A 25,036-nucleotide genomic window follows, 5' to 3' on the forward strand; every position below is an offset into this window, starting at 1 on the left:
AAATGCCGCAACCCCCTCGACGAAAGCGCGTACCGCGGACACGCCGCCCGCCAGTTCGAACGAGATCATCGCCCCGAAGCCGCGCTGTTGGCGCGCCGCCAGCGTGTGGCCCGGATGCGAGGCCAGGCCCGGATAGTGGACCGCCGACACCGCCGGATGTTTTTGCAGGCGTTCGGCCAGCGCCAGGGCGTTTTCCTGGTGCACGCGCAGGCGCGCATCCAAAGTGCGCAGGCCGCGCAGGGTCAGGAAGCTGTCGAAGGGCGAGCCGGTGAGGCCGAGCGCGTTCGCCCACCAGACCAGCGATTCGTGCAGCGCCGGATCGCGCGAGACCACCGCGCCGCCGACCACGTCGCTGTGGCCGTTGATGTACTTGGTGGTCGAGTGCAGCACCAGGTCGGCGCCAAATTCCAGCGGCCGCTGCAATGCCGGCGACAGGAAGGTATTGTCCACCAGGGCCAAGGCACCGGCGGCGTGCGCATTGAGGATGACCTCGCGCAGGTCGGTGATGCGCAGCAAGGGGTTGGACGGGGTTTCGATCCAGACCAGGCGGGTCGGCCGCGACAGGGCCTCGGCCAGCGCCTGCGGATCGGCCAGGTTCACCAGCGCCAGTTCGAAGCGACCCTTGCGCGCCAGCGCGTCGAACAGGCGCCAGCTGCCGCCGTAACAGTCGTGCGTCACCACCAGGCGGTCGCCGGGCTGCAGCAGGGCCTCGAGCACGAGGGTGATCGCAGCCATGCCGGTGGCGGTCACGACGCCGCCGGCGCCCCCTCCAGTTCGGCAAGGGCTTCGCCCAGTTGGTCGCGGGTGGGATTGCCGCTTCGGGTGTAGTCGTATTTCCGCTTCTGTTCGAAGCCGGCGAAGCTGAAGTTGCTCGACAGCACGATCGGCGGCGTGACCGCGCCGTACGCGGCATCGCAGTCGATGCCGGCGCGTACGGCGGCAGTGGCGGGACAGCGTGCGCTCATGCCGCACCTCCGCGGCAGGTGGCCAGGGCGTCGGTGAGGATGCCGGCAATGGCGTCCTCCTCCTTGAGGAAGGCATCGTGGCCGAAACGCGAACGCAGCTGGCGCAGGCAGGCCGGTCCGCCGAGCGATTCCACCAGGGTCTGCAGGTCGGCCAGCGGCACCAGGCGGTCTTCGTCGATGGCGACCACGGTGGTGGGAACCTGCACGTCGGCCGGATCGACGCGGTGCAGGTCGATGGATTCGGACAGGCGCAGGAAGGCGGTACTGGTCCAGCGCGCGGCATAGCGGCGGCCGCAGCTTTCCAGGTAGTCCTCCGCGGCGCAGCGCGCCTGGCCCGCGTCGATCACCGCCGGGGCGTCGAATCGTTCGGCGAACTCGTCCGGCGTGCGGTAGCTCAGCATCGCCCACTGCCGTGCCAGGGCCAGGCCCTGGCTGACGCCACCCTCGCTGCGGCCCAGCGCCACGCACTGCCGCTGCAGGGCACGCCAGGCGCTGGCATAGGGATGCGCGCGGTGCGCGCCGGAGATCGCCACCAGGCGCCCGAGGCGATGGCCGTGGCGGGCCGCGAACTGCAGACCGACCATCGCGCCGTAGGACGCGCCGACGAAGGCGGCGGCGCGGGTGACACCGAGCCGGTCGAGCACCAGCGCGAGCACGTCGGCCTGGTCGGTGCTGTCGATCGGCGCGTCCAGGCTGCCGTCCGCTCCGAGCCAGTCGATGGCCAATACACGGAACCGGTCGGTGTCGATCGCGCGGCCGGGACCGGCCTGCGCCTGCCACCAACCCGGATCCGCGTCGCTGCCGGTGACATGGCGGTTGGCGGAGATGCCGCCGGCCACGATCACCACCGGCGCATCCACCGGCCCGGTCCATTCGCCGCGCACCACGACCGCACGCGGGCCGGCGTGGCGCAGTTCCAGGCGCAGGTCGAGCACGAAACGGCGCGTGCTGCGTGCCGCCGGCAAGGCACCGGCATCGAAGGCGCACAGTTCGGGCGCAGTGGCCACGGCATCGTGGGCGGGGGTTGCGGTCAAGCTCATCGCACGGCTCCTGGGGTCGGGACCCAGCGAGGTTCATGCGGTGAAAGCGGCCGTCGTGCGCCCCCGCAGCGCGGGGAACGATACGACCCATCTCTCGGCGGACTGGCGTCCCCGCAGGAATTGGCACCTTCATGCGGAATTGCTTCCGCATGGGTTGCCCCGGCGTCTTCGGGCCTACCCCTCAGCCGGTCTCGATGGGTGTTGCGGGGTGAAGCTTGGACCGGGCCCCGGGGGCTTGTCAATCCCTTCATGCGGATGAAGCGATGGAATTTGTTCCGACCGCCCCATGGCGGGACCAGGGGGCGCTTGCGCATACTGCGCGCCATGAAAAATCCTTCGATCGCCCTGCTCTCCCTCGCCCTGCTCGCCACCGGCTGCGCCGGCCCCGCCCCCGCGATCCCTCTTCCCGCGAGATGCCGCCGGTGTTCGGCGCCGAGGCGACTCCGGTGCGCGAAAGTTTCATCACGCCTTCGACCCCCGAGCACGAGATCGACTCGGTGGCGTCCTGGTCGGCCGGCGACGGCCGCACCTGGCTGATCGCCACCGCCAAGGAAACCCACCAGCTGGTGGTCTACGACGGCGACACCGGCCAGCCCCTGCGTGGGTTCGGCCGTCGCGGCGACAAACCCGGCCAGTTCAACCGGCCCAATGGCCTGGCCGTGCACGGCGACCTGCTGTTCGTGGCCGAACGCGACAACCACCGGGTGCAGGTGCTGCGCCTGCCGGGTTTCGAGCCGGTGGCGATGATCGGCGCCGAGCAGCTGCGCAGCCCCTACGGCCTGTGGCTGAACGAGACCACGCCGGGCAAGTTGGAGATGCTGGTCACCGACAGCTTCATGGCCGACTACCGCATCGAGCTGGTGCCGCCGCTGGAAGAGCTCGACCAGCGCGTGAAGCGTTACCGGCTCACGCTCGGCACCAACGGCATCGATGCGGTCGAATACGCCGGCCATTTCGGCGACACCACCGAGGAAGGCGCACTGCGCATGGTCGAGTCCATCGCCGGCGACCCGGCCCACGACCGCCTGCTGATCGCCGAGGAAGACGTGCGGGTCGGCACCACGCTGCGGGTCTACGACCTGGCCGGCAACTACACCCACCGAAGCCTGCCGCGCGAACGATTCAAGGCCCAGGCCGAGGGCGTGGCGCTGTGGGCCTGCGACGACGGCAGCGGTTACTGGATCACCACCGACCAGAACAGCGACCTGACGGTCTTCCACGTGTTCTCGCGCCGCGAGCTGGGTTACCTGGGCAGCTTCACGGGCGAGACCGTGGCGCTGACCGACGGCATCGGCCTGCACCAGGGGCCGACCGCACGCTTCCCGCAGGGCGTGCTGTACGTGGCCCACAACGACGAAGGCGCCGCCGCCTTCGACTGGCGCGACATCGCCAAGGCCCTGGACCTGCGAACCGAGTGCAGCGCCGACTGACCCCGGGCCGGTATAATCGCGGCCTCCCCGAACCGACCCCCGCCGCGGCCCGCCCGCGCCGCAGACCATGTCCGAACACCTGAGCCAGACCCGGCGCCGCCGCACCTTCGCGATCATCTCGCACCCCGACGCCGGCAAGACCACGCTGACCGAGAAACTGCTGCTGTTCGGCGGCGCGATCCAGATGGCCGGCTCGGTGAAGGGCCGCAAGGCCGCGCGGCATGCGACCTCGGACTGGATGGCGCTGGAGAAGGAGCGCGGCATCTCGGTGACTTCGTCGGTGATGCAGTTCCCCTACGAGGGTCGCATCGTCAACCTGCTCGACACCCCGGGCCACGCCGACTTCGGCGAGGACACCTACCGCGTGCTCACCGCCGTGGACAGCGCGCTGATGGTGATCGACGTCGCCAAGGGCGTCGAGGAGCGCACGATCAAGCTGATGGAAGTCTGCCGGCTGCGCGATACGCCGATCATGACCTTCATCAACAAGCTCGACCGCGAGGGCAAGGACCCGATCGACCTGCTGGACGAGGTCGAGACCGTGCTCGGCATCCAGTGCGCGCCGGTGACCTGGCCGATCGGCATGGGCCAGCGGCTGAAGGGCGTCGTGCACCTGTTGACCGGCGAGGTTCACCTGTACGAACCCGGTCGCAACTTCACCCGCCAGGATTCGACCATCTTCCCGTCGCTGGACGCGCCCGGGCTGGCCGAGCGCATCGGCGCCGACATGCTGGCCGGGCTGCGCGACGAACTGGAGCTGGTGCAGGGCGCCAGCCATTCCTTCGACAAGGACGCCTACCTGGCCGGCAGACAGACGCCGGTGTTCTTCGGCTCCGGCGTGAACAACTTCGGCGTGCAGCCGCTGCTCGACTTCTTCGTCGAACACGCGCCGCCGCCGCAGCCGCGCGCCACCACCGGCCGCGAGGTGCAGCCCGAAGAGGAGGCCTTCTCCGGCTTCGTGTTCAAGATCCAGGCCAACATGGACCCTCAGCACCGCGACCGCGTCGCCTTCCTGCGCGTGTGCTCGGGCAAGTACGAGGGCGGCATGAAGGCCTTCCACGTGCGCAGCGGCAAGGAGCACAAGCTCGCCAATGCGCTGACCTTCATGGCCAGCGACCGCGAGATCGTCGAGACCGCCTACCCGGGCGACGTGATCGGACTGCACAACCACGGCACGATCTCGATCGGCGACACCTTCACCGCCGGCGAGAGCCTGTCGTTCACCGGCATCCCGAACTTCGCGCCCGAACTCTTTCGCCGCGCCCGTCTGCGCGACCCGCTCAAGCTCAAGCAGCTGCAGAAGGGCCTGGCGCAGTTGAGCGAGGAAGGTGCGACCCAGTTCTTCAAACCGCTGATGTCGAACGACCTGATCCTGGGCGCCGTCGGCACGCTGCAGTTCGACGTGGTGGCCTACCGGCTGAAGGACGAGTACAGCGTGGACGCCAGCTTCGAGCCGGTGACGGTGGCGACCGCGCGCTGGGTCAAGGGCGGCACGGCGAAGAAGATGGAGGAATTCCGCGAGAAGGCGGCGATGAACCTGGCCGTGGACGCCGCCGGCCAGCTGGTCTACCTGGCGCCGTCACGCGTGAACCTGCAGCTGACCATGGAACGCTGGCCGGACCTGGAGTTTGCCGCGACGCGCGAACACGCGCACGCGGTGGCAGTCGACTGAGCATTCCCCCTCTCCCCAACCCCTCTCCCGCAAGGGGAGAGGGGCTCAGCTTGTCTCCCCTCTCCCCTTGCGGGAGAGGGGCCGGGGAGAGGGGCCGCTTTTCGAGTCAAGGCTCCATCCACTGGCCGCACCCTGTCGGTATGACTGAATACGAACACGACCACGAATCGCCGCGGGAGGAGCTGGCCAACGCCATCACCCATGGCCTCGGCGCGTTGGCCGCGGCCATCGGCGGCATTGTGCTGGTGGTGATGTCGGCGCGTTACGGCAACGGCTGGCAACTGGCCGGCGCCATCGTGTTCAGCCTCGCGCTGGTGCTGCTTTACGTCGCCTCGACCCTGTACCACGCCAGCACCGACCACGTGGTGCGCGGCCGCTACAAGGTCTTCGACCACTGCGCGATCTTCGTGCTGATCGCCGGCACCTATACGCCCTTCACCCTGGTCGGGCTGCGCGAGGACGGCGGCTGGTGGCTGTTCGCGGCGATCTGGACGCTGGCGGTCGCCGGCGTGGTGTTCAAGCTGTTCTTCACCGGCCGCTTCAAGGGCCTGTCCACGCTGATCTACATCGCGATGGGCTGGATGGTGGTGACCGCGGTCGGGCCCTTCCTGCGCAACATCCCGCACGAAACCACGGCCTGGCTGCTGGCGGGCGGCATCGCCTACACGCTGGGCACGGTGTTCTACATGAGCCGGCGCATTCCGTTCGCGCACGCCATCTGGCATGGCTTCGTGCTGGTGGGCAGCGCCTGCCACTTCGTGGCGGTGGCGCAGCAGGTATTGCCCGCCTAGCTGGCTATGTATTGCTGGAGTTGGGCGATTTCCTGCTGCTGGTCTTCGATCACGGCCTTCACCAGGTCGCCGATCGAGACCAGGCCCAGCACGCGGCCATCGTCCAGCACCGGCAGGTGGCGGATCTTGCGGGTGGTCATCAGCTGCATGCAGGTCTGGGCGGTGTCGGTCGGCAGCACGGTGACGACCGGGCTGGACATGATCTGGGACACCGGCGTGTCGGCCGACGAGCGCCCCTGCAGGATGACCTTGCGCGCGTAGTCGCGTTCGGTGGCGATGCCCACCAGGTCGTGGCCCTGCATTACAAGGACCGAACCGATGTGGTGTTCGGCCATCAGGCGGATCACCTCGAGCACCGGTGCTTCCTGCGGCACGGCGACGATGCGGCCGCCCTTGCCCTCGAGGATCTGGTTCACGTTGCGCATCGGACTGCCCTCCGTCGAACTGCCCCGATCATAGACCCCCGCCGGGCCCGTTTCACCTACCCGTGGGTGGGCGCCAGTCGCCGACCAGGTACAGGGGCCGCTGTTTCGCTTAAAGGTACAGCCGGCCTAGGTATTCGCCGACGATGCCCAGCGCCACCAGCTGCAGGCCACCGAGGAAAAGCACCACGGTCATCAGCGACGGCCAGCCCTGCACCGGGTCGCCCCACAATACGGTGCGGGCGATGATCCACAGGCCCCAGGCAAAGGCGAGCACGGCGGTGAACACGCCGACATAGGTCGCCAGCCGCAGCGGCACGGTCGAGAAACTGGTGATGCCTTCCAGCGCCAGGTTCCACAGCCGCCAGTAGTTGAACTTGCTGCCGCCGGCCACCCGCGGCTCGCGCTCGTAGGGCAGCGACACCTGCCGGAAACCGACCCAGGCGAACAGGCCCTTCATGAAACGCTGCCGTTCGCGCATCTGCCGCAGCGCGTCCAGCACGCGGCGCGAGATCAGGCGGAAATCGCCGGTGTCGCGCGGTATCGACGTGTCGGACAGCCGCGTCATCACCCGGTAGAAAGCCGCGGCGGTGGCGCGCTTGAGCCAGGTTTCGCCCTCACGGCGCGACCGGGTGCCGTAAACCACGTCGTAACCCTCGCGCCACTTGGCCACGAACACCGGAGCCAGCTCCGGGGATCCTGGCCGTCGGCGTCGAGCACCATGGCGGCATCGGTGTCCACGTGGTCCAGACCGGCGGTGAGCGCCAGTTCCTTGCCGAAGTTGCGCGCCAGGCGCAGCAGCGCCACCCGCGTATCCGCGGCGGCCAGTTCCAGCATCACGTCCCAGGTGCCGTCGCGGCTGCCGTCGTCCACGTAGAGCACCTGGCAGTCGGCATGGGGCGTCCATCACCTTCGCCAGGCGGGCGTGCATCAAGGGCAGCGCGGCCTGTTCGTTGTAGGCGGCGATGACGAAGGTGATCGAGCGGCGTTCGGTCATGGCCGGCATCTTACCTGCTGGTTTCGCGATTTTCGGTTTCAGGCGGCGGCTCCAGGAGGCCGCGCCGCCCAGGTTGCGCGCATTGCGCTGGATCCAGGTCGCGCGCCGCTGCACATAGGGCCCGGGGTTGCGCGCGTTGTATTTCTTCGGATTCGGCAGCACCGCCGCCAGGCGTGCGCTTTCCGCCGGCGTCAGCTGGATGGCGGCCTTGCGGAAGAAGGCCTGCGCCGCAGCCTCGGCGCCGTACACGCCATCGCCGAACTCGGCGATGTTGGCGTAGACCTCCAGGATGCGCCGCTTGGACCACATCGCTTCGATCAGCAGCGTGTACCAGGCTTCCAGCCCCTTGCGGAAATAGCCGCCGCCGCTCCACAGGAACAGGTTCTTGGCCACCTGCTGGCTGATGGTGCTGCCGCCACGCACGCGGCCGCCGCGGGCATTGCTGTCGATCGCCCTGTCGATGGCCTCGAGGTCGAAGCCATGGTGCAGCGGGAACTTCTGGTCCTCGGCCGCCACCAGCGAAATCGGCAGATGGGACGATATCTGGTCGTAGTCGCGCCATTCCTGTCGGAGCTCAAACCCGTCTTCGCCGATGCCATCGATCTGGCGCCACACCATGAACGCGCTGGTCGGCGGGTCGATGAAGCGCAACACGCCCACCTGCAGCACGGTGAATGCGAGGAAAAAGACGGGCAGCCACAGCAGCCTGCGCAACCAGCGGCGGCGCGGACGAGCAGGCGGGAGGTCGGACAAACGGACGGCCTGGGGCATGGGTACAGTGTGGCCGGGGGTGGGTCGGGGTTGGAACCCCTCCCACACCAGGCCCTTCCCGCAGGGGTCGGTACAATGCGCGACATGAACACCACCCACCCCGACCGCGACACCCTCACCCGTTTCCTGCTCGAACGTTCCGGCGTGCGCGGCGTGGTGGTGCACCTGGACGAGACCTGGCGCGAGATCGCCGGCCGCACCGAATACCCGCTGCCGGTCGCCTCGCGCCTGGGCGAGACCTGCGCCGCCGCGGCCCTGTTCACCGGCCACGCCAAGATCGACGGCCGCCTGAGCGTGCAGCTGCGCGGCACCGGCGCCCTGCGCACCCTGTTCGCCGAATGCACCGCCGCCGGCACCCTGCGCGGCATCGCCCACTTCGACGAACCCATCCCCAGCCCGCTGACCCCGCGCGCCTTCGGCCCCGGCTCGCTGCTGGCGATCACCATCGAGTCGACCCCGCCCGGCGCCTCCGAGACCACCCGCTACCGGGCCTGGTCAGCCTGGACGCCGACAGCCTTGCAGCCGCCTTCGAGGGCTACTTCCAGCAGTCCGAGCAGCTGCCGACCCGGGTCCTTCTGGCCAGCCAGGGCGGTCGCGCCGCCGGGATCATGCTGCAGCAGTTGCCCGGCGGCCACGGCGACGCCGACGGCTGGGACCGCTGCAATGCGCTGTTCGAGACCCTGGGCGACGAGGAGCTGGCCGGGCTGCCGGTGGAAACCCTGCTCTGGCGCCTTTTCCACGAGGAAGGGGTCGAACTGCTGGACCGCCGGCCCCTGGCCTTCGCCTGCTCCTGTTCCCGGGAACGGGTGAGCGACATGCTGCGCAGCCTGGGCCAGGACGAGGCCCGTGCGACTCTGGTGGATGGCCTGGCCCTGGTGCACTGCGACTTCTGCGGGCAGGAATACCGGTTTGAAGCTGAACAGATCGAGGCCTTGTTCAGCCTGGCCCCTACTGCCCCTGGGTCCAATAGCCTCCAGTAGCGGGCTATGTCAGGGTGACACCGGATGTACTGGGGCTTGCGGGGCTGGAGGCCGGGGGTTAAATTCCTGTAAAATTCGGCTGCCAACCCCCACCCGGGAACTTCCCGGCCAGGCACGGTTCCAAGCGAACCACCGAGGACAAGAACAAGACCATGCAGCTGCTTCGTGCCATCGCCCCCACCCTGCTCGCCCTCGCGGCGACGGGTGCGTTCGCGCAGGCGCCGGCACCGCTGGTGGTCGGGAACAACAGCGACAACGCCACCACGGCGCTGCCGATCATCCGCAACAACCAGGTCGAAGGTTTCCTGCTGATCGAGTCCGACGGCAGCGCCGGTGCGCGCTCGTCGCTGGACCGCATCCTGGGACGCAACAACATCAACCCCAGCGTCGGCACCGGCTTCGCGCTGCCGCTCAGCAGCGGCCGCCGCGTCGGCGCCAGCCTGACACTCGAGAGCAACCCCACGCTCGGCCTGCTCTGCGACGGCACCTCGGTGTCGCGCAGTTTCGGCGCGCTGGCGCAGCACTGCATGGTCGCCAACCTCACGCCCAATCCCGCGGCGCCGCTGGCCCTGGCGCAGCCGGGCCTGCGTGCCGAAGCGCGGCTGGAAGGCGACCGCTCCGCGATCAGCGCCAACCTCGGGCTGAACCGTTTCGACTGGACACGCCGGTGGCGCTTCCCGGCACGCAGCTGATCAGCCCGGGCGCGAGCAACCTGATGTTGTCGCTCAACGGCAGCGAAGTCGAACAGGAAGACATCGGCCTGCTCGGCGAACTCAAGGTCGGCGAAAGCGGCTGGGTCAGCATCGGCGGCACCCTGGGCGCGCGCGCATCGTCGCGGCCAACCAGCTGCCGGGCGGTCTGCCGCCGGAGTGGAATACCGGCAGCCTCAGCCTGAGCGCCGGCCACGGCAACTTCGGCGGCGAGATCGTCGGCCGGGTCATCGAGATCCCGGGCAGCACCGTGCGCTACAGCAACGTCGGCGTCGGCGTCACCTGGCGCGCCCCGTGGCGGGCCCGCCTGAGCGTGGGCGCCGAAAACCTGATGAGCAACGGCCGCAACCCGTTCGCCCCGTCGGAAGACGAGCAGGACGACTCCAGCCGCGTGCCCTACATCCGCTACGAGCAGGATCTCTGATCCTGTCACTGCAGCAGGGATTTCAGCCTGCTCCCGGACCCCATACTCCCAGGCGTTCGAATACAGCCTCGGCCTGCGCCAGGCAGCGATCAAACTCCAGGTTCAAGCCAATCGCATCGATCTGCGCGAACTCTTCGCGTGCGATCTCCTCGCGCTCCCTCAGGCCGTCGATGAATGCTCGGGCGTGCTCCTTGAACCAAGGGGCCGCGATGGGCAGTGCTTCCGGCTCACGCTCGGCTACCGAGCAAAGATCGTACAGATCTCTGGCCTTCGCCCGATGGCCGCGATGCCACATCTTCTTGGCGAGTATCTCCGCGGATGTCTCCACCCTGACCAGGCGCCCTTCGTACTCGACCTCCTCGAAAGGAGACGGGGTCAACGCCGTGCTGGCCACCACATCCACCTCGCCTTCCGGAAGGAAGAGTTTGATGAACTCGGTGCTTTCCTCGTAGTTTTCGCTCACCCCGCTGGCCACCTCGCTGAGCCGCGGATTCACGAATCCCAGGTATTGCGCGTCTGGAACGAAGAGGTCGATGTCCTTGCTCTGCCGATGGGCAATCCGGAGCATCAGCACCGTGCCGCCGCCGAAGGTCCAGACGATACCGGGGTCCATGGCTTCCAGATGCTCCATCAGCCGGAGCGCCTGCGGAAACAGCGCCTGCCAGACGCCAGGCCGATGGAGGTCTGCGACGCTCACCGCCAGATGCCGCGACGGATTTTCAGATCATGGGCCAGCTTGCGGAAGTTCGCCCAGATCCGCGTCTTGTCCATCGAATGCTCCCTGTGCAACTGGTCGACAAGGGATGCCAACAGCGAGACCGGCGCTTCATCGAGCAGCGCATGGACATGCGGCGCATGGCTGGGCGAAACCTGCCCGGAAAGCAGGACGGCTTCCAGTTCCGACACCGGCATCGGAGTCTTGTAACTGACCTGGATGGACTTGGCCGCACGCTCCAGCGGCGACATACGCCCGGTTGGAACAGGCCCCGGGACGTTCCCGCCCACTTGCAACGACAGCCCCAGCACGCCGGCAAGCCTGTCCGCCCGCCCAAGGCTCAGGTCCTGGACGTTTCCGTTCTCGAGCTGGTTCACGGTCTGCCGCGAAAGGCCGGACAGGCTCGCGAGAGCCGACTGGGTCAAGCCCATCTCCGAGCGCCTGGTGTGCACGGCCCTGCCGAGTTCATGGATGGTAGCCATGCCGGAAGGGTATGCCTGGCCCGGGCCTGATGTCAAATATATCCGACAAATGAAGCGCGATTCGCGCGATACCGGTCGGGGCTGAAGCCCCTCCCACAGGGGCGGCTTGTGGGAGGGACTTCAGTCCCGAACCGGATACGCCTTCCACTCCCCCTCGCGCACGAACCGCATCGGCCCGGTGTCGTCACTGCGCTGCTGCACGCCCTGAGATTCGAAACCGACATCCAGCGCCACCTGGCACACCACGCCCTCGGCGCCGGCCGCCGGCACGCAGCCGGACAGATCCAGCGCATACACCTGGACCCCCGTTACCGACGCCTTGGTCGACGCCTCCATGCGCTCGACCATGGCCTGGCGGGCGTCGGCGTTGGACGGCTGGTCGGGCGCACAGGCGGCCAGCAGCAACAGCACGGGCAGGATCAGGTATCTCATGGGTCCATTCCTTCCGAGTCCGGGCCCCGCGGCGGCGCGACGGCATGGCGTAGACGAGTCCCCAGCAAACCCAAGACTAACCCGGCGCCGACCCCCATCAGGTTCACCGCGACATCCAAGAGCCGGGGTGAGCGGTCGACGCCCAGGCCCTGCATCAACTCGCCGCCTATCGCCAGCGCCACCAGCACCCCCACGACGCGCCATCCGCGCCATTCCGGCCGGAACCGCCACAACACGACCGCCATCAGAAGAAACGCGCCGAAGTGCGCGATCGTGCTCAAGTCCAGGGCAGGTGCGCGGTACCGCGTGCGATCGCGCCGACCCGATCTTTCCCGAAGATCGAATAGAGAGTACTGGAAGGCAGGAACATCGCCGCCGACACCAGGAACACCGACGTCCAAAGCACGATCCGGGCCGGCAACGGGGCGCGGCCCGCCAGCCATGCGCTGAGCAAAAGCACGGCGGCAATGGTGAGTGCTTCGGTCCAGGCCATTTCAAGCATCGACGGTTTTCCTGGCCCCGGTTCAGACGGCGTAGTACGCCCGGTACCACTCCACGAACCGCGCCACGCCCTCCTCAACCGGCACCACCGGGCGGTAGCCCACGCCCTGCACCAGGTCGGACACATCGGCCTCGGTGTCGGGTACATCGCCGGCCTGTAGCGGCAGCATCTCCATGCGCGCCTTCCTGCCCAGGCACTGTTCCAGCACTTCGATGTAGCGCAGCAACTCCACCGGCTGTTCGTTGCCGATGTTGTAGATCCGGTACGGCGCCACGCCGCTGGTGGCCGGGTCCGGCGCCAGGCCGTTCCAGTCCGGGTCCTTGCCCGGCACCGTGTCCAGCGCCCGCACCACGCCTTCGGCGATGTCGTCGATGTAGGTGAAGCTGCGCTTGTGGTGGCCGTGGTTGAACACCTTGATCGGTTCGCCCGCCAGGATGGCCTTGGTGAACAGGAACAACGCCATGTCCGGCCGCCCCCTGGGCCCGTAAACCGTGAAGAAGCGCAGGCCCGTGCACGGAATGCCGTACAGGTGGGCGTAGCTGTGCGCCATCTGCTCGTTGGCCTTCTTGGTGGCGGCGTACAGCGTGAGCGGATGTTCGGTGGAACCGTGTTCGGAGAACGGCATCTTCAGGTTGGCGCCGTACACCGAACTGGTGGAGGCGTAGACCAGATGCTCGACCCCATGGTGCCGGCAGCCTTCCAGGATGTGCAGGAAGCCGGTGACGTTGCTGGACACGTACACATGCGGGTTCTCGGCCGCGTAGCGCACGCCGGCCTGTGCCGCCAGGTTCACCACGCGCTGCGGCTTGTACCTGGCGAAGGCATCCTCGACCGCCGCGCGATCGGCCAGGTCGGCCGTGACGTGGGTGTAACCGGCCTGGCCCTGCAGACGCGCCAGGCGGGCCTGCTTCAGGGTCGGGTCGTAGTAGTCGTTGAGATTGTCGAAGCCGATGACTTCGTCGCCGCGAGCCAGCAACAGCTGGGCGACGTGGGAGCCGATGAAGCCGGCGGTGCCGGTGACAAGAATCTGCATATGGATCAACTCGCCTGCTGGATTGAGTTGCGCACAGAACCGGCAGCCCCTGAAAGGACTTCGATCATCTTGGCTGCCAGTGTATCGCGGGAGAACTGCGACGCCGAGGCATAAGTCGTGGAGCGTAGCCTGGACATCTCTTCCGGATCGTCCGCAAGCTCCGCGATTGCCTTCGCCATCAGCTCCGGATCCTCCGGAGGAACGCAGATGCCGGCTCCAGCACGCCGGACGATTTCGGTAGCCTCACCTTCGGGGAGGCTCATGAGGATGGGCACCCCCATACCCATGGACTCGAAGATCTTGGAAGGAATGACCGTGGCGAAAACCGGTGTGTCCCGCAGGGGCACAATGGACAGATCACACAAGCTCCACAGCGCCGGCATGCGCTCTTTGGGCTGCCGAGGTATAAGGCGAACGTTGTGCAGGTCGCGTTCGGCCACGATTTTCTCGATGCGGGCGCGCTCAGCACCCGAACCGGCAAAAAAGAAGGCGATGTCGGGCCTATGCAGCAGGCGCTCGGCGGCCTCCAGCACCTTTGGCAACGCATGAGCCATGCCATGCGTCCCCATGTAGCCGGCGACGAACTTACCTTCCAGCCCAAACTCGCGGGCCAACCGTGCATCGCGCGGCCGTGGCTCGTACCGATCCAGGTCGACACCATTGATGACGACGCTAATCTTCTCCCTTGGCACGCCTCGCGCGGCCAGGTCCTCGCGGAACGATTCTGTGACCGAGACGATCCGGTCGGCCCTGCGATAGAGGAAAATTTCGATGCATTCCAGAAACCGGATCACGAGACTCTTATTCATGGCTCCCACCGCCATGATCGACGCTGGCCACAGGTCGCGCAGCTCGAACACAAAGGGCCGCCACTTGAGTACGCCCACCATCCACCCGGCGATGGCGCAGAAAAATTGTGGCGAGGTCGCTACCACCACATTCGGACGGCGCTCAAACACACTCATTGCCGTAGCGATCAACATGAAACTGAGGTAGTCCAGGGTGCGCTTCAGGAATCCCTCGTTGGCGGTGATGTAAGTTTTCACCCGCACAACGCGGATGCCGTCCATCATCTCGACCTGCCGCCAGGCATTGCGGTAGCCGGAAAACAACTTGCCCTCGGGAAAGTTGGGGGCGCAGGTGATGACCGTGACTTCGTGCCCCGCGCGCACCCAGCGGGTCGCGTGCTCGTACAAGCGTGTGGCCGGAGCATTTCCTTCCGGCGGAAAATTGTCGGACAGAAAGAGAATTCGCACTCGGCTTCAGCTCCAGGAGAAAAGCACGCGACAGCGTGGGTCGGTGAACCTCACCACGAGACGGAGAGTGTCCAGAGACTGGCCAAAACGCGGCTGCCACGTCGCTGGCTCCAGTCGTCCCTCACCACCCTCTACCTGCCACTGCAAGGATTCGCCTGGCGCAAAGAGGTAGTTGGCCACGGCGAAGCCGAATCGGCCACTCAGCACGTCCGAGACTTCCAGCGAACCGGGCAACAGCCTCCAACTGCGGTGATGCCTGACACGCCCGGGCAGGCGATGGTAGCCATCGTGATGCGCAGAGAGGAAAAGCGCGCTGCCATCGCGGCTGTTGGTCACATCGTGCACGCGGGCGCGACGGGCTACGCGGAAGGCCGACCACACCTCTGACGAATCTTGGCCATCCACCTCCACGGTGTTGTGCGCGGCAGTGCCACGCTGGCGCAGACGTTCGGAACCGGCCTGGTAGGTGGAAGTGCCTCCGTTGACCAGGACGCGGCGGCCATGCAGAGACAGTTCGAAGCTGAGGCTGTCGGCGTGGGCATGGCCAGGCAAGTAATCAGGGCCAACAGGGGCCACGTCCGCCAGCAATAGCGCCGGCCCCGTCGCCAGGCGGGCATAGCCGGAGTCCTTCAAGTACTGCACTGCCGGTGGCTCCGGCAACGCGGGCAAGGGCAGGGACAGCGCGGCTGCATAGGCACGCAGGTCCGGTAGGGTCGGAGCGATGCCGAAGGCGGCATCATTGAAAAAGCGATGTCGCCATCTGGGTGGGCCAGAGTAACCGCCCAGTGCAGCATTCGCTCTGCCGCCTCGCGCCACTCTTGTATCGCCGGACCAGGGAGCACCGGACAGATGACGGCCAGCTGGATCAGGTCGAGGACATCTTCGGCCAAGATGGCGTGGTACATCGGGCTGCGCTCGAAGTGCCCGCCGTCCGGAAGCACTTGCTCGCGCAGCTCTCGCTGCATAAGGCGAAGGCCATGGCCCAGCCACGCACGGGCCTCGCCGCCTTGGAAGCAGGCGCCAGCGAACACCAATGCCTTGGCGTTGGCCCACAAGTGATTACCCAGCAAGTGGTGTTCGAGCCGCCGTCGCAGCCAACGCACCTGCACCGCCAAGCTGTCAAGCATGCCCGGCACCGGCGCATTGCCCGCCAACAGCCATTTGAGCCACGTCACAATGCGCAGGGAGGTCGGGTAAGGCTCCCAGCCATTGCCCTGCCCGGGCGGATTCTCTGCGATCCACCGGGCTATCAGCGCCCGGTGCCACTCCGCACGCTCGCCCGCGCCATTGGCCACCAAGTCATCAAAATAGTGGGCGTTGTAGAGCCAGAGTTTAGGGCAGTCGGGCCGATTCCAGTCCTGTGGCGTGGCCAATCTGCGCTCAACGGACAGAAAGCGGAAAGTGTCGGGTCCAGTCATCGAGGGCGAACGCAGACTAGTCTGCCAGCGGGCGGCTGGCGCCAGCAGCGTCGCCGCCGGCCGCAGGTCGGGCCGCGGCTGATACAGGCGGAACCAGACGCGGCCGTAGAACTGCACCGGCCGAAGCCAGCGAAGGGTGTGCCAATAGCGGAGCGCGTGGTGAAACACAGCCGGGCTCGTCAAGTCAGCAGGCGTTCGAGATGCGCGACGATTCGCGCGCCAGTCTGAATGTCCCACAAGGGAGGCGCGCTGCACTGCTTCCGCTGGCCGGCGAAAAGGCAGTCGACGGCCGGGCCAAGGTGGGCCGGGTCAGTACCTAACAGTTCGTTGGTGCCCAGCTCCACGGTTTCGGGACGCGCGGTGATGTCGCTTGGGTCGGTGATCACGCCCTTGGCGTGCTTCACCAACCAGTTGAACTCCAGGTAGAGCTGCGGATCGACCAGCAGTGTGTTGGGGAGGGAGCCCGGTAGCGCGTGCAGGGACTTGGCGGCACAGGGGGCACCGGGAACACTAACGGCAGGCTGCGCGTGCCATCAACGATAGACGGAAGCAGGCGTGCGAATTCCTCGCCGTCGTCCGCATTGGCAGGGCGATGCAGGGTGGAGACAAAACTGCCGCCGGGTCGAAGGCCCAAGTCGGACACGAAGTCCGGCACCCGCTGTCGGTCCATGTTCGCCAGCAACGTGTCGATCATGGTGTTGCCGACGAAATAGATGCGGTCTTCATCGATGCCGGTCCGGCCCGGCGCAAGTTGGTGTTGGCGCGTTCGCTGGTGGTGAAGCACCAGTTGGCCGCCGAATCGGTAGCAGGCCGGTTGATTTCCTCGGGAATCGTCAAGTCGCCCGAGCGGATGCCGGTTTCCACGTACGCCACCGGCACGTGCAGCTTCTGGGCAGTGATGGTGCAGGCCATGGTCGAGGTCACGCCTCCGACCACCAGGCAGGCGTCACTCGGCGTCTCGAGCAGCAGCTTCTCGTAGCCCACCAGGATGCCGGCGGACTGTTCGGCCTGGGTGCCGGAACCGAGCTCCAATTTCATGTCCGGCGCCGGGATGCCCAACTGCTCGAAGGACTCGCCGGACATGCGCGAGTCGAAATGCTGATCGGTGTGAACCCGACGCCAGCACCGCGGGCCGCCAGCGCCCTTTCGGGCATGCATGGCACGCAGGATGGAGGCGATCTTCATGAAGTTGGTTCTGTCGCCTGCGATGACGTCGAGCAGGGCCATCATTCGTTCCTCGCCAGCGCCAGCTGCAGCTCGATGCTGGCCCGGCTGACTTCGATGACCTCGGCCAGTGAGATAGGGCACGGTGCGCCAGTCTTCACAGCCTCAACGAAGGCCTTGGCACATGCGGCCTGGCCCTTGTCCTGGCGCCATAGGTTCATCCGGGAGAAGCCCTTCCAGCCCCAGCCACGAAGCTTGCGGAAGTTGTCCAGCTGGAGCACCTTACCGGCGCAGAAAACCTCCAGCCGCTCCTTGGGAAACCCCTTGTCGCCATTCGACAAATAGTGGACTGTGCCGAAGGAGCCATCGGCAAACTGCAAGGTGATTGTAGCTTTGTCGTCGGCGATGGCCACTGCGGGATGCCGACCCATCGCCACGGCCTGCTGCCCCACGATGGGTGCACCGGCAAGATGTCGCAACAAATCGATGAAGTGGCAACCTTCACCGACGATTCGCCCACCGCCCACGGCTTTGTCCTGGGTCCAATGGTCGGGCGGGATCGCACCGGCATTGACCGTCATCACGAAGCTCTTGGGCTCGCCTACGTTTGCCAGCAGTTGTCTGAGCTTCACCACCTGCGGCGCAAAGCGACGATTGAAGCCCAGCATCAGCATCTGGGCTGGCCTGGCAAGGGCCTCGGCCTCAATTTCCGCAAGGTCTTCCAATGTCAGGCACAAGGGTTTCTCGCAGAATACGTGCTTCCCGGCCTTCAGCGCTGCCAGCACTTGGCGAGCATGGGCAACGTGTTGGGTGGCCACCACGACGGTATCCACCGCAGGATCCTGCAACACGGCGGCGCCATCGGTGGATGCTTGGGTGAATCCATGTTTCCTGCCGTAGTGCACGGCACTGACGCCACCGCCGCTCACCACCGTGCGAAGCGATGCACCTGCGGCCTTGAAGGCTGGGATCAGCACCCGGCCCGCATAGTTGCCTGCCCCAAGGAAAGCGACGGAGCAGGCAGTCGTGCTGCCAGCCGTCGAGGCAGTATTCCCTTCCAACAACGACACCGTGCGCTGCGACAGCCGCGCCTCGTTATCCCGAGGATACTGCAGCAGGATGCCCAGCGAGGGCTCGCCACTGGACAGCAAATCGTAGGCCTCGATCGTCCGATCCAGCGTGAATCGATGGGAAATCAAGGGCGAAACATCCAGCTGGCCGGATGCCATCAGATCCAACACCGCCTCGAAGTTGCGCTGCTCCGTCCAACGGACGAAACCAACCGGGTAGTCGTTGCCCCCCTCCTCATAGGAAGGGTCGTACCGGCCAGGGCCGTAGCTGCAGCTGACTTGGAAACTCAGTTCCTTTTCATAGAAATCGGCCCGCGACAGCTCAAGTCCCGCCACGCCCACAAGAACAATGCGGCCACGCTTGCGGCACATCCGAGCCGCCTGGCTAACCGGCTCGTTGCTCTTGGTCGAGGCGGTGATGATCACTGCATCTACGCCACGCCCACGGGAGAAGGCCTGGACGACAGCAAGCACATCCTGGCCTGCGGAAGGATTCACCACTTCGGCGCCAAACTGACGCGCCAACGCCAACCGCGATGGATCGTAATCGATGCCAAGCACGCGGCAGCCTTGGGCACGCAGCATCTGCACCGACAACAGGCCAATTAGGCCCAATCCCGTAACCACCACGCATTCGCCTAGAGTGGGATTGGCGAGGCGAATCCCTTGCAATCCGATGGCAGCAAGGACTGTAAATGAAGCGGCCTCGTCAGAGACATTCTCAGGAATTCTGGCGCACAGATTCTTTGGAACGCTCACGACCTCCGCATGCTTTCCGTTGCTGACTACCCGGTCGCCGACCAAAAACCACTCACATTCTTGCCAACTTCAGCCACCTCCCCAACATTGCAGTATCCAAGGGCTAGTGGCTGATCCAGCTTGCTTTGGACCGCCTCAAAGGTAGTAAAAAGCCCGTCCGTACGAATCTTGTCCAAGACCATTCGAACTTTGTCGGGCTGTTGGCGGGCCTTAGCAATCCACCCTGCCCGACCGAAGTCCACAAGCATGCGTTCGGTTCCAGCCGACACCAAACTGGTAGTCGACCGAATAACCAAACTTCCAGTGCCGCATCCAGGAACAGGCAGTTCAACCAATCGAGTGCTGCCGTACTGAAGACTTTGTAGTACCTGTTTCACGCAATCACCCAATCTTTCCTTTGCCGAAGATTGTTACAACGCGATTTTCTTCAAGCGCACGTTTCGCACAAAGAAAAAGCTCCCCAGTCGCAACTACGTAGTCAGCGGCGACGGCTTTGGACCGATCCCCTTGCGACATCAGGTAGCTATTAGTTACATTGAGCTCGTGCCCGTGGTCCCTAAAAAGCGGGCGAACTATCTTCTTCTTGTCCACAACTTCAATCTTCAACTCTTCAAAATCGTCCATAGATATCAGTGCGTTTCCGCGATGCGCAGCAAATCGTTCCCGAACACCTTCAAACGTATGCCCTTTCGCAGAAAAGCTAATTACAGCCACAGTTCCGTCACCAAAAGTGAATGTAACAACAATATCGCAATCCGACTTCTCGGCCCGCGTGGGATTGATCGTAATTGGATATCGGCGTTCGGGCCCTACCAGATTGAGAACAAAGTCGGTCCAATGGCAGAGATTGCCTAAGACCCGCCCCCCTCTTCCTTCTTAAAGTACCAATGATCATCAGCAATCTCGTGCCCAGCGATAAACCAAGATAGCATTGCGGCACCAGATTCCTCATCAAGGCAACTTTTAATAAGGCGCCCCATCTTGCTATTAGGTCTATTGAAGCCAAGATTGACCAACCCAGCACTTTCATTCATTGCGTCCTCAAGCCGACGAAGCTGCTCAAGGGTAACGACATGAGGTTTTTCAATATGCACGTTCTTATTGAGTCGCAACGCCTCTATCGCGTACTCGGCGTGAGATGCATGATTCGAAGCTATGTATATAAGATCTATGTCCGGGTCCGAGATCACCTTGAACGCATCATCTGTGAAATACCTTGCACCATATGCTGACGCTAACGAGGCCGCACGATTGATATTTACATCCATCACCCCCTAACAGCGCCAGATTTGTGCTTGTTCAAATAGTAGGCGATATTGGAGAATGAAAAATTTCCACAGCCAATAATGCCGACATGACCGCCGGCCTTCGGTTCTCGCGGAATCTCCAATGCGTCATAGACGCGATTCATATGGTGTTGCCCGCGCACCTTAGCCAAGGTGCGCTGAGGGCCGTATATTCTCAAGTACCTAAGAACCTTCCGGATCTTGAATGCTAGCCCCGCCGATGTATAGTCCATAAAAACCCCAGTCTACGCGCCATCACCAACTACGCAGCGCTTCCATTGTTTGGTCGGCGCATCTTTCCCAACAGAATTCGTTCGCCCTAACCCGCGCCCGTGACTGCTGCTCCGTTCGCAAAACCGGAGAATTCAGCACTCTTAACATTGCATCTCTAAGACCATCAACATCTCGAGCTTTGAAGGCAAGGGCACATCCTCCAAAAATTTCCGGCAAAGGCGGGCAATCTGCCGCCACTATCGCACTACCAGCCGCCATCGCCTCGATTGCGATATTTGGACAAGCCTCGATCTCAGTTGCAATAGCCACGAGCACCGAGCGCCGATATAACAGCCCCATGACGTCCCATGGGACGTGACCGAGGAATCTGATTCGATCACGCACGCCCGACTGACTCACCACTTGGGCGACGACGGCCCCATACCTTTTGTCATTTCCGCTCCCGGCAACGACCAGCGATGGCGCGTCCGATATCGTCTCACAAAGCCTTCCATACGCAGCAACAACGTCCTCTAGCCTCCGATATGGCAGCAGGGATCCGCACGTGAGAATAAAATCCCCATCGATACCTAGACTTGCCAGCGCTCGCTGCTCAACAACAGCATCTCCTACCATATAGTCAGGAGATCCGTGATACACCCTTCGAATCTTTTCAACCCCCACACCTAACGCCTCAGCTTGCGCTGCCGCAAAGCTAGAAACCGCAATCACGCGGTCCGCGTTGACTAAACTTCGGGCAGTCGCCTTCATCAGAATGTGATTGCGGATTGATGAGCGCCACGAGTACTCATATCGCGAGCATAGGAACGGCTCCATATTTCGGAGCATTAATACGTTCTTTACTCCTGACAGCAAAGGACCAATCTGATACGGCGTAAAGACCACCCCCGCCCTCAGGCTACGGACCATCCTTCTTACTTGCACGAAGTCCCATGCCTGGCGGAGGTAAGGGTTCGATGGGCGGCCATTCAGCCAAGATATCCTCGACAGCCCGTCCAGTCCGATCTTTGATCTCTGCTCATTTGACGCTAGGACGTGGATTTCACACTTCCGTGAGGAGCGATCTAGTAACCGCGGCACTACGTTGCGTACGTAATTGAGAGCTCCACCACTTTGAGACGATAAGCAATTTATAATCACAGCTGTTGAGTGACTCACGCTACGCACACTCCTAAAGACGACTATCTACGAACTTAAGTGCAGCGCCCCAGGTATTTGCCCAGCTAAAGTTACAAACCGCTCTTTCGCGCGCGCGCAGGCCCATCCGCTCACGCCGATGGGCATTCTCCGTCAACGCAATAATTTTCCGTGCTAAGTCGCTTGGACTGCCTGGCTCAAACAACAAACCCGTTACCTCATCAACAACAACTTCACGATTACATGGGGAATCAGGAACCACAGACGGCAGCGAACTTGCCATATACTCTTGGACCTTAATTGGGCAGATAATATTCGTTGACCCTGGGAGCACTGCCACATCCAAGGCGGCCAGAATCTCCGGGACAGCCTCTTTGCGTACACCGGGCAACATATAAAGATTCCGCCCGAGAACGCCGAGATCCTCGGCCAGCCGACGTGAAGACTCATACTCCTTTCCATTGCCCACCATTAGGATTCGCGCATGAGGGGCAATTCGCCCAACAATCTCGGCGGCGCGAACCAAACATTCTGTGTTGTGATAGAAAGCGTAGCTACCTAGATATCCAACCAGCACAGTCTCATCTGATACACCAATGCGAGCTCGAAACGAAGTGCGAGAATTCTGGTCGGCGTAAAATTCATCCGCGTCAACCGCATTGTGAGCTACAACAATCTTCTCTGAGTTGACACCTTCTAATTCAAGTTGTCGCCTTAAGGTCTCAGATTCAACTACCACGAAGCTTGCGCACTCAAGCTTTTCCGCTTCAGTTCGCAAAGCTCGGCGTCGAAAGGCAGACCACCCATAATCTACAAGGTGATCCTTCCATTCCAACACATATGGAAGCCCCAAAGCATGCGCGACCCTCAACCCGGCGCAGTGAAGGCGACTTGAACGTTCCCAGATAATTGAAGGTTCAAACCGCTCACTACTTTCTAGGACGAGACTCGCCAGCTGCTGGTCATGGACGATATCTCTCCACTCTGATGCTGAATTCACGATCGGTTGCAACAGGCGCGATTGCCTGTACCAACTAGCGTAATGTCGACCACTGCCATATGCCGGGTCCGCATGCACCTGGCTATTACGAGGAACATCGCCACCGCAGATCGGCAACACCTCGTGCCCATCGGCTCGCCAACAGTCAACCAGACCTTGAACCTTTCTTCCAAGGCTTGCGGCGCGAAAGCTACGTCCGCCGCATACGTACATTACCCGGTGCGCCCTATTTGTCATGCCTATCCAGATACTGCAAAGGCTTCGCAGGCACTCCTCCGACAATTCCGCAAAGTACGTCCCTAGTAACTACACTTCCAGCTGCGACGATCACACCATTCCCGATTCGGACTCAGGCATGACTAACGCGCCGGCCCCAATCCAAACATCGTCCCCTATGTATACTTCTTTGGCGGAATGCTCTCCGTGCAACACGTGACCCGCGACCACTCGCCGCCCCCGGTTAGTATCATCGCACCATATGAAAGCGTTACTCGGCTCCCAACTCGAATGGCAGCCCCTTCACACGACTGAAGCACAACCCGATCGTTCAGAACAACTGACTCGCCAAGTGAAATGTTGTCTGCTCCTTCAATCAGAACTCCTTCACACACTTGGCATCCGGAGCCCATCGAACGAAGCACGCAACTGCAGTAGAAAGTCCTAGCCCGCCTCCGAATGGAACGGAAGATTCGCCTGGCGGCCAACAAAGACTGTGCAAGGACATCAATCATTCCAGCCGCCTGACTGACAGAAGTTCTCTATGGTTTCTATCCAACGACGGGCGTAAAGACGAGGAGAGTGGGTAGCTTCTACGAATTCGCGCCCTTTCTCACCGTACTTCAATCGAGTAGCCCTGTCTTTCAACAGCGGCACGATTGCCTCTGAGATTGCCACAGAATCTCGAGGCTCCACCAATCTTCCCCACTCCCCGTCCGATAGCCACTCAGGGATCCCGCCTACACGGGAAGCCACGCAAGGCACGCCGCATGCCAGTGCCTCAGGGCCAACAAGGCCGAACTGTTCATTGTATATGCTGGGACAAACCATCACGTGCGCAGCCTTGTAGGTGCTGACAATCTCATCGCGCCCAACAAACCCCTTCATCTCCACACTTTCCCGCACCCCGCTCTCAATGAACATCGTCTCCAAACGATCGCGAAGCGGACCCCTACCACAAACGATAAGCCTGGCATTCGGCACATCAATCCTTACCCTGCGCAACATTTCCGGCAGGTACTGGACCCCCTTAGACTCCAAGAGTCCCCCAACATAGATTATTGTTGGAACACCATCGTGTGTAGCAAGTTCGCCGGCAAAGAACTGAGGATCTACACCCAATGGAATATGAAGGGTTGGACCATAGCCCAGACTCTCCGCAGCCTTCTGAATATAGATGCTCGGGCAGTGAAACAATTCAATTGATGACTTAACCGCCGGTTGCAAACGATAGTTTAGCTGGGTGTATGCAAGCGCTTCCGAGAAAGAAACGCAGCGTCGCGAATAGCACTTCATTCCGATGCCGAGTTCGCATGGGGAACCATCCACTTTCAAGTTGCCCCAAGATGACGCGCAGAAGAGACTTGGGCCATGCAGTGTCTGGATTACACGTTGGCCCTTCAGCGCGTTGTAGATAGCAAGTGGATACTTTGATATCAGATGCGTCCGCACTACGTCAGGCCGAATGGAACGGAGAACATGCCCTAGAGAGCGACTGACGCCCGGTGCACCAAGAAACTTGCCGAGTTTTGAAGATACTCTCGAACGACCGGCGACCACGACATGGTCTGTCGATCCAACGCTGCTTAAAACTTCTGGAGCCTGGGAGAAGGAATAGACCTCATGGCCCGCCTCCTCGTATGCCCTCCTTTCAAGCCAAAGGACGGCGTCACCGCCCCCACTAAAGTGAAAGTGATCGTTGATTAGTAAGATTCGCAGCTTCCTGCTCATGTTTCTCTGCACCCATATCGCTGCGCCTCCTTGCTGCGATTAGCAAACACAGAAGGAATAATGTATTGAAGTTTCCTGACGCAAACCCTTGCCAGAAATTATGTCCGCCAATGCCAATAACCAGCGATGCTACCAAGTAAGAAAGCATCACTCTTGCCAATGTGCGGTCGAACTCATCTACGCCTCGCGCGAGAAATCCAAGTCTTGCCATAGAGCTCCAGATGAAGCACAAGAACAGCACTACTGCAAGAACACCTCCTTGCTCGAAGGGGAACAGATAGAGGCTATGAACACCGTAGTCCACTCGATACTGAACCAGCCCGCCTGACTCAACTGGCGCGACGTAGAAGCCACCTCCAATTATAGGCAATAACCAGTCGGCAAGATAAGAGCTAAAGG

The 25,036-nt window shown here is 63.1% G+C and carries 26 protein-coding genes, 4 pseudogenes and 1 riboswitch; of the genes and pseudogenes, 7 read left to right on the forward strand and 23 right to left on the reverse strand.

Features of this window, described 5'->3' with window-relative positions; all coding sequences use genetic code 11:
* Window positions 1–54: 54 nt before the first annotated feature.
* A pseudogene (locus FRZ33_RS17145) lies at window positions 55–965 on the reverse strand (aminotransferase class I/II-fold pyridoxal phosphate-dependent enzyme); the annotation flags it as partial.
* Window positions 962–2,005, reverse strand: coding sequence for a homoserine O-succinyltransferase MetX (metX, locus tag FRZ33_RS14625; protein ID WP_146910483.1), 1,044 nt, complete (start codon window positions 2,003–2,005; stop codon window positions 962–964). The pseudogene FRZ33_RS17145 and the gene metX, both read right to left, overlap by 4 nt.
* 84 nt (window positions 2,006–2,089) lie before the next feature.
* A riboswitch (SAM riboswitch) is annotated at window positions 2,090–2,206 on the reverse strand.
* A gap of 212 nt (window positions 2,207–2,418) precedes the next feature.
* Between metX and FRZ33_RS14630 the strand changes: the two genes are divergently transcribed.
* The 3 genes from FRZ33_RS14630 (at window position 2,419) to trhA (ending at window position 5,898) form a co-directional block, all read left to right on the forward strand.
* Window positions 2,419–3,435: a phytase gene (locus FRZ33_RS14630; RefSeq protein ID WP_227977936.1), complete on the forward strand. Its 1,017-nt coding sequence runs from the start codon at window positions 2,419–2,421 to the stop codon at window positions 3,433–3,435.
* A gap of 67 nt (window positions 3,436–3,502) precedes the next feature.
* Window positions 3,503–5,107 carry a peptide chain release factor 3 gene (locus tag FRZ33_RS14635; protein WP_146910484.1) on the forward strand — a complete coding sequence of 535 codons (1,605 nt, stop codon included), beginning with the start codon at window positions 3,503–3,505 and terminating at the stop codon, window positions 5,105–5,107.
* A gap of 140 nt (window positions 5,108–5,247) precedes the next feature.
* Complete coding sequence (gene trhA / locus FRZ33_RS14640) at window positions 5,248–5,898, forward strand: PAQR family membrane homeostasis protein TrhA (protein ID WP_146910485.1); 651 nt, start codon at window positions 5,248–5,250, stop codon at window positions 5,896–5,898.
* Here the strand turns inward: trhA and FRZ33_RS14645 are convergent.
* From FRZ33_RS14645 to mtgA, 3 genes and pseudogenes are all read right to left on the reverse strand, one after another.
* A complete protein-coding gene (locus tag FRZ33_RS14645; RefSeq protein ID WP_146910486.1) occupies window positions 5,895–6,323 on the reverse strand; it encodes a CBS domain-containing protein in 429 nt (142 codons plus the stop codon). The genes trhA and FRZ33_RS14645 overlap by 4 nt on opposite strands.
* Before the next feature lie 109 nt (window positions 6,324–6,432).
* Window positions 6,433–7,326, reverse strand: a pseudogene (locus FRZ33_RS14650) (glycosyltransferase family 2 protein).
* Window positions 7,327–7,374: 48 nt separating this feature from the next.
* Window positions 7,375–8,088, reverse strand: a pseudogene (mtgA, locus tag FRZ33_RS14655) (monofunctional biosynthetic peptidoglycan transglycosylase); the annotation flags it as partial.
* A gap of 75 nt (window positions 8,089–8,163) precedes the next feature.
* Here mtgA and hslO point away from each other — a divergent pair.
* The 4 genes and pseudogenes from hslO to FRZ33_RS15330 all read left to right on the forward strand — a co-directional run bounded on the left by hslO (window position 8,164) and on the right by FRZ33_RS15330 (window position 10,202).
* A pseudogene (gene hslO, locus FRZ33_RS14660) lies at window positions 8,164–9,068 on the forward strand (Hsp33 family molecular chaperone HslO).
* 152 nt (window positions 9,069–9,220) lie between these two features.
* Window positions 9,221–9,760, forward strand: coding sequence for a hypothetical protein (locus tag FRZ33_RS14665; RefSeq protein WP_146910487.1), 540 nt, complete (start codon window positions 9,221–9,223; stop codon window positions 9,758–9,760).
* Window positions 9,736–9,963, forward strand: coding sequence for a hypothetical protein (locus tag FRZ33_RS14670; protein ID WP_146910488.1), 228 nt, complete (start codon window positions 9,736–9,738; stop codon window positions 9,961–9,963). Before FRZ33_RS14665 ends, FRZ33_RS14670 begins: the two co-directional genes overlap by 25 nt.
* Window positions 9,964–10,028: 65 nt before the next feature.
* Window positions 10,029–10,202: a hypothetical protein gene (locus FRZ33_RS15330; protein WP_158637255.1), complete on the forward strand. Its 174-nt coding sequence runs from the start codon at window positions 10,029–10,031 to the stop codon at window positions 10,200–10,202.
* A gap of 22 nt (window positions 10,203–10,224) precedes the next feature.
* Here the strand turns inward: FRZ33_RS15330 and FRZ33_RS14675 are convergent, their stop codons facing one another.
* From FRZ33_RS14675 to FRZ33_RS14745, 18 genes are all read right to left on the reverse strand, one after another.
* A complete protein-coding gene (locus FRZ33_RS14675) occupies window positions 10,225–10,899 on the reverse strand; it encodes a nucleotidyl transferase AbiEii/AbiGii toxin family protein (RefSeq protein WP_227977938.1) in 675 nt (224 codons plus the stop codon).
* Window positions 10,896–11,399: a helix-turn-helix transcriptional regulator gene (locus FRZ33_RS14680; protein WP_146910489.1), complete on the reverse strand. Its 504-nt coding sequence runs from the start codon at window positions 11,397–11,399 to the stop codon at window positions 10,896–10,898. The genes FRZ33_RS14675 and FRZ33_RS14680 overlap by 4 nt, the downstream gene beginning before the upstream one ends.
* Window positions 11,400–11,519: 120 nt before the next feature.
* Window positions 11,520–11,831 (reverse strand): hypothetical protein, encoded by a 312-nt coding sequence (locus tag FRZ33_RS14685; protein WP_146910490.1) that lies wholly within the window; start codon window positions 11,829–11,831, stop codon window positions 11,520–11,522.
* Window positions 11,828–12,112 carry a VanZ family protein gene (locus tag FRZ33_RS14690; RefSeq protein ID WP_146910491.1) on the reverse strand — a complete coding sequence of 95 codons (285 nt, stop codon included), beginning with the start codon at window positions 12,110–12,112 and terminating at the stop codon, window positions 11,828–11,830. The genes FRZ33_RS14685 and FRZ33_RS14690 overlap by 4 nt, the downstream gene beginning before the upstream one ends.
* On the reverse strand, window positions 12,109–12,324 hold the full coding sequence (locus FRZ33_RS14695) for a hypothetical protein (RefSeq protein WP_146910492.1): 216 nt from the start codon (window positions 12,322–12,324) through the stop codon (window positions 12,109–12,111). The genes FRZ33_RS14690 and FRZ33_RS14695 overlap by 4 nt, the downstream gene beginning before the upstream one ends.
* Window positions 12,325–12,355: 31 nt before the next feature.
* Window positions 12,356–13,366: an NAD-dependent epimerase gene (locus FRZ33_RS14700; protein WP_146910493.1), complete on the reverse strand. Its 1,011-nt coding sequence runs from the start codon at window positions 13,364–13,366 to the stop codon at window positions 12,356–12,358.
* 5 nt (window positions 13,367–13,371) lie between these two features.
* Window positions 13,372–14,562 (reverse strand): glycosyltransferase family 4 protein, encoded by a 1,191-nt coding sequence (locus tag FRZ33_RS14705; protein WP_265468651.1) that lies wholly within the window; start codon window positions 14,560–14,562, stop codon window positions 13,372–13,374.
* Window positions 14,563–14,628: 66 nt separating this feature from the next.
* On the reverse strand, window positions 14,629–15,264 hold the full coding sequence (locus tag FRZ33_RS16565) for a heparinase II/III family protein (protein WP_227977940.1): 636 nt from the start codon (window positions 15,262–15,264) through the stop codon (window positions 14,629–14,631).
* The gene (locus FRZ33_RS16570) at window positions 15,252–16,157 is read right to left on the reverse strand and encodes a heparinase II/III family protein (RefSeq protein WP_227977942.1); all 906 of its coding nucleotides are present in this window, start codon (window positions 16,155–16,157) and stop codon (window positions 15,252–15,254) included. The genes FRZ33_RS16565 and FRZ33_RS16570 overlap by 13 nt, the downstream gene beginning before the upstream one ends.
* Before the next feature lie 62 nt (window positions 16,158–16,219).
* The gene (locus FRZ33_RS16575; RefSeq protein ID WP_227977944.1) at window positions 16,220–16,444 is read right to left on the reverse strand and encodes a hypothetical protein; all 225 of its coding nucleotides are present in this window, start codon (window positions 16,442–16,444) and stop codon (window positions 16,220–16,222) included.
* On the reverse strand, window positions 16,441–16,734 hold the full coding sequence (locus tag FRZ33_RS17890; protein ID WP_425480599.1) for a hypothetical protein: 294 nt from the start codon (window positions 16,732–16,734) through the stop codon (window positions 16,441–16,443). The genes FRZ33_RS16575 and FRZ33_RS17890 overlap by 4 nt, the downstream gene beginning before the upstream one ends.
* A complete protein-coding gene (locus FRZ33_RS17155) occupies window positions 16,731–17,267 on the reverse strand; it encodes a UDP-N-acetylglucosamine 2-epimerase (RefSeq protein WP_265468652.1) in 537 nt (178 codons plus the stop codon). The genes FRZ33_RS17890 and FRZ33_RS17155 overlap by 4 nt, the downstream gene beginning before the upstream one ends.
* A complete protein-coding gene (locus FRZ33_RS14720; RefSeq protein WP_227977947.1) occupies window positions 17,267–19,033 on the reverse strand; it encodes a bi-domain-containing oxidoreductase in 1,767 nt (588 codons plus the stop codon). Before FRZ33_RS14720 ends, FRZ33_RS17155 begins: the two co-directional genes overlap by 1 nt.
* A gap of 381 nt (window positions 19,034–19,414) precedes the next feature.
* On the reverse strand, window positions 19,415–19,657 hold the full coding sequence (locus tag FRZ33_RS14725; RefSeq protein WP_146910495.1) for a hypothetical protein: 243 nt from the start codon (window positions 19,655–19,657) through the stop codon (window positions 19,415–19,417).
* Window positions 19,658–19,884: 227 nt separating this feature from the next.
* Window positions 19,885–20,301, reverse strand: coding sequence for a Gfo/Idh/MocA family protein (locus FRZ33_RS14730; RefSeq protein ID WP_146910496.1), 417 nt, complete (start codon window positions 20,299–20,301; stop codon window positions 19,885–19,887).
* A 273-nt stretch (window positions 20,302–20,574) separates the two neighbouring features.
* Window positions 20,575–21,720 (reverse strand): glycosyltransferase family 4 protein, encoded by a 1,146-nt coding sequence (locus FRZ33_RS14735; RefSeq protein WP_322619004.1) that lies wholly within the window; start codon window positions 21,718–21,720, stop codon window positions 20,575–20,577.
* Window positions 21,721–21,724: 4 nt separating this feature from the next.
* Entirely contained in the window at window positions 21,725–22,927 is a 1,203-nt protein-coding gene (locus FRZ33_RS14740) for a glycosyltransferase (protein ID WP_146910498.1), read from the reverse strand.
* A gap of 486 nt (window positions 22,928–23,413) precedes the next feature.
* Window positions 23,414–24,637, reverse strand: a complete 1,224-nt coding sequence (locus FRZ33_RS14745) for a glycosyltransferase family 4 protein (RefSeq protein WP_146910499.1) — start codon at window positions 24,635–24,637, stop codon at window positions 23,414–23,416.
* Between the last annotated feature and the right edge of the window lie 399 nt (window positions 24,638–25,036).

This window comes from Arenimonas daejeonensis, assembly GCF_007993735.1.
Taxonomy (GTDB): Bacteria; Pseudomonadota; Gammaproteobacteria; order Xanthomonadales; family Xanthomonadaceae; genus Arenimonas; species Arenimonas daejeonensis.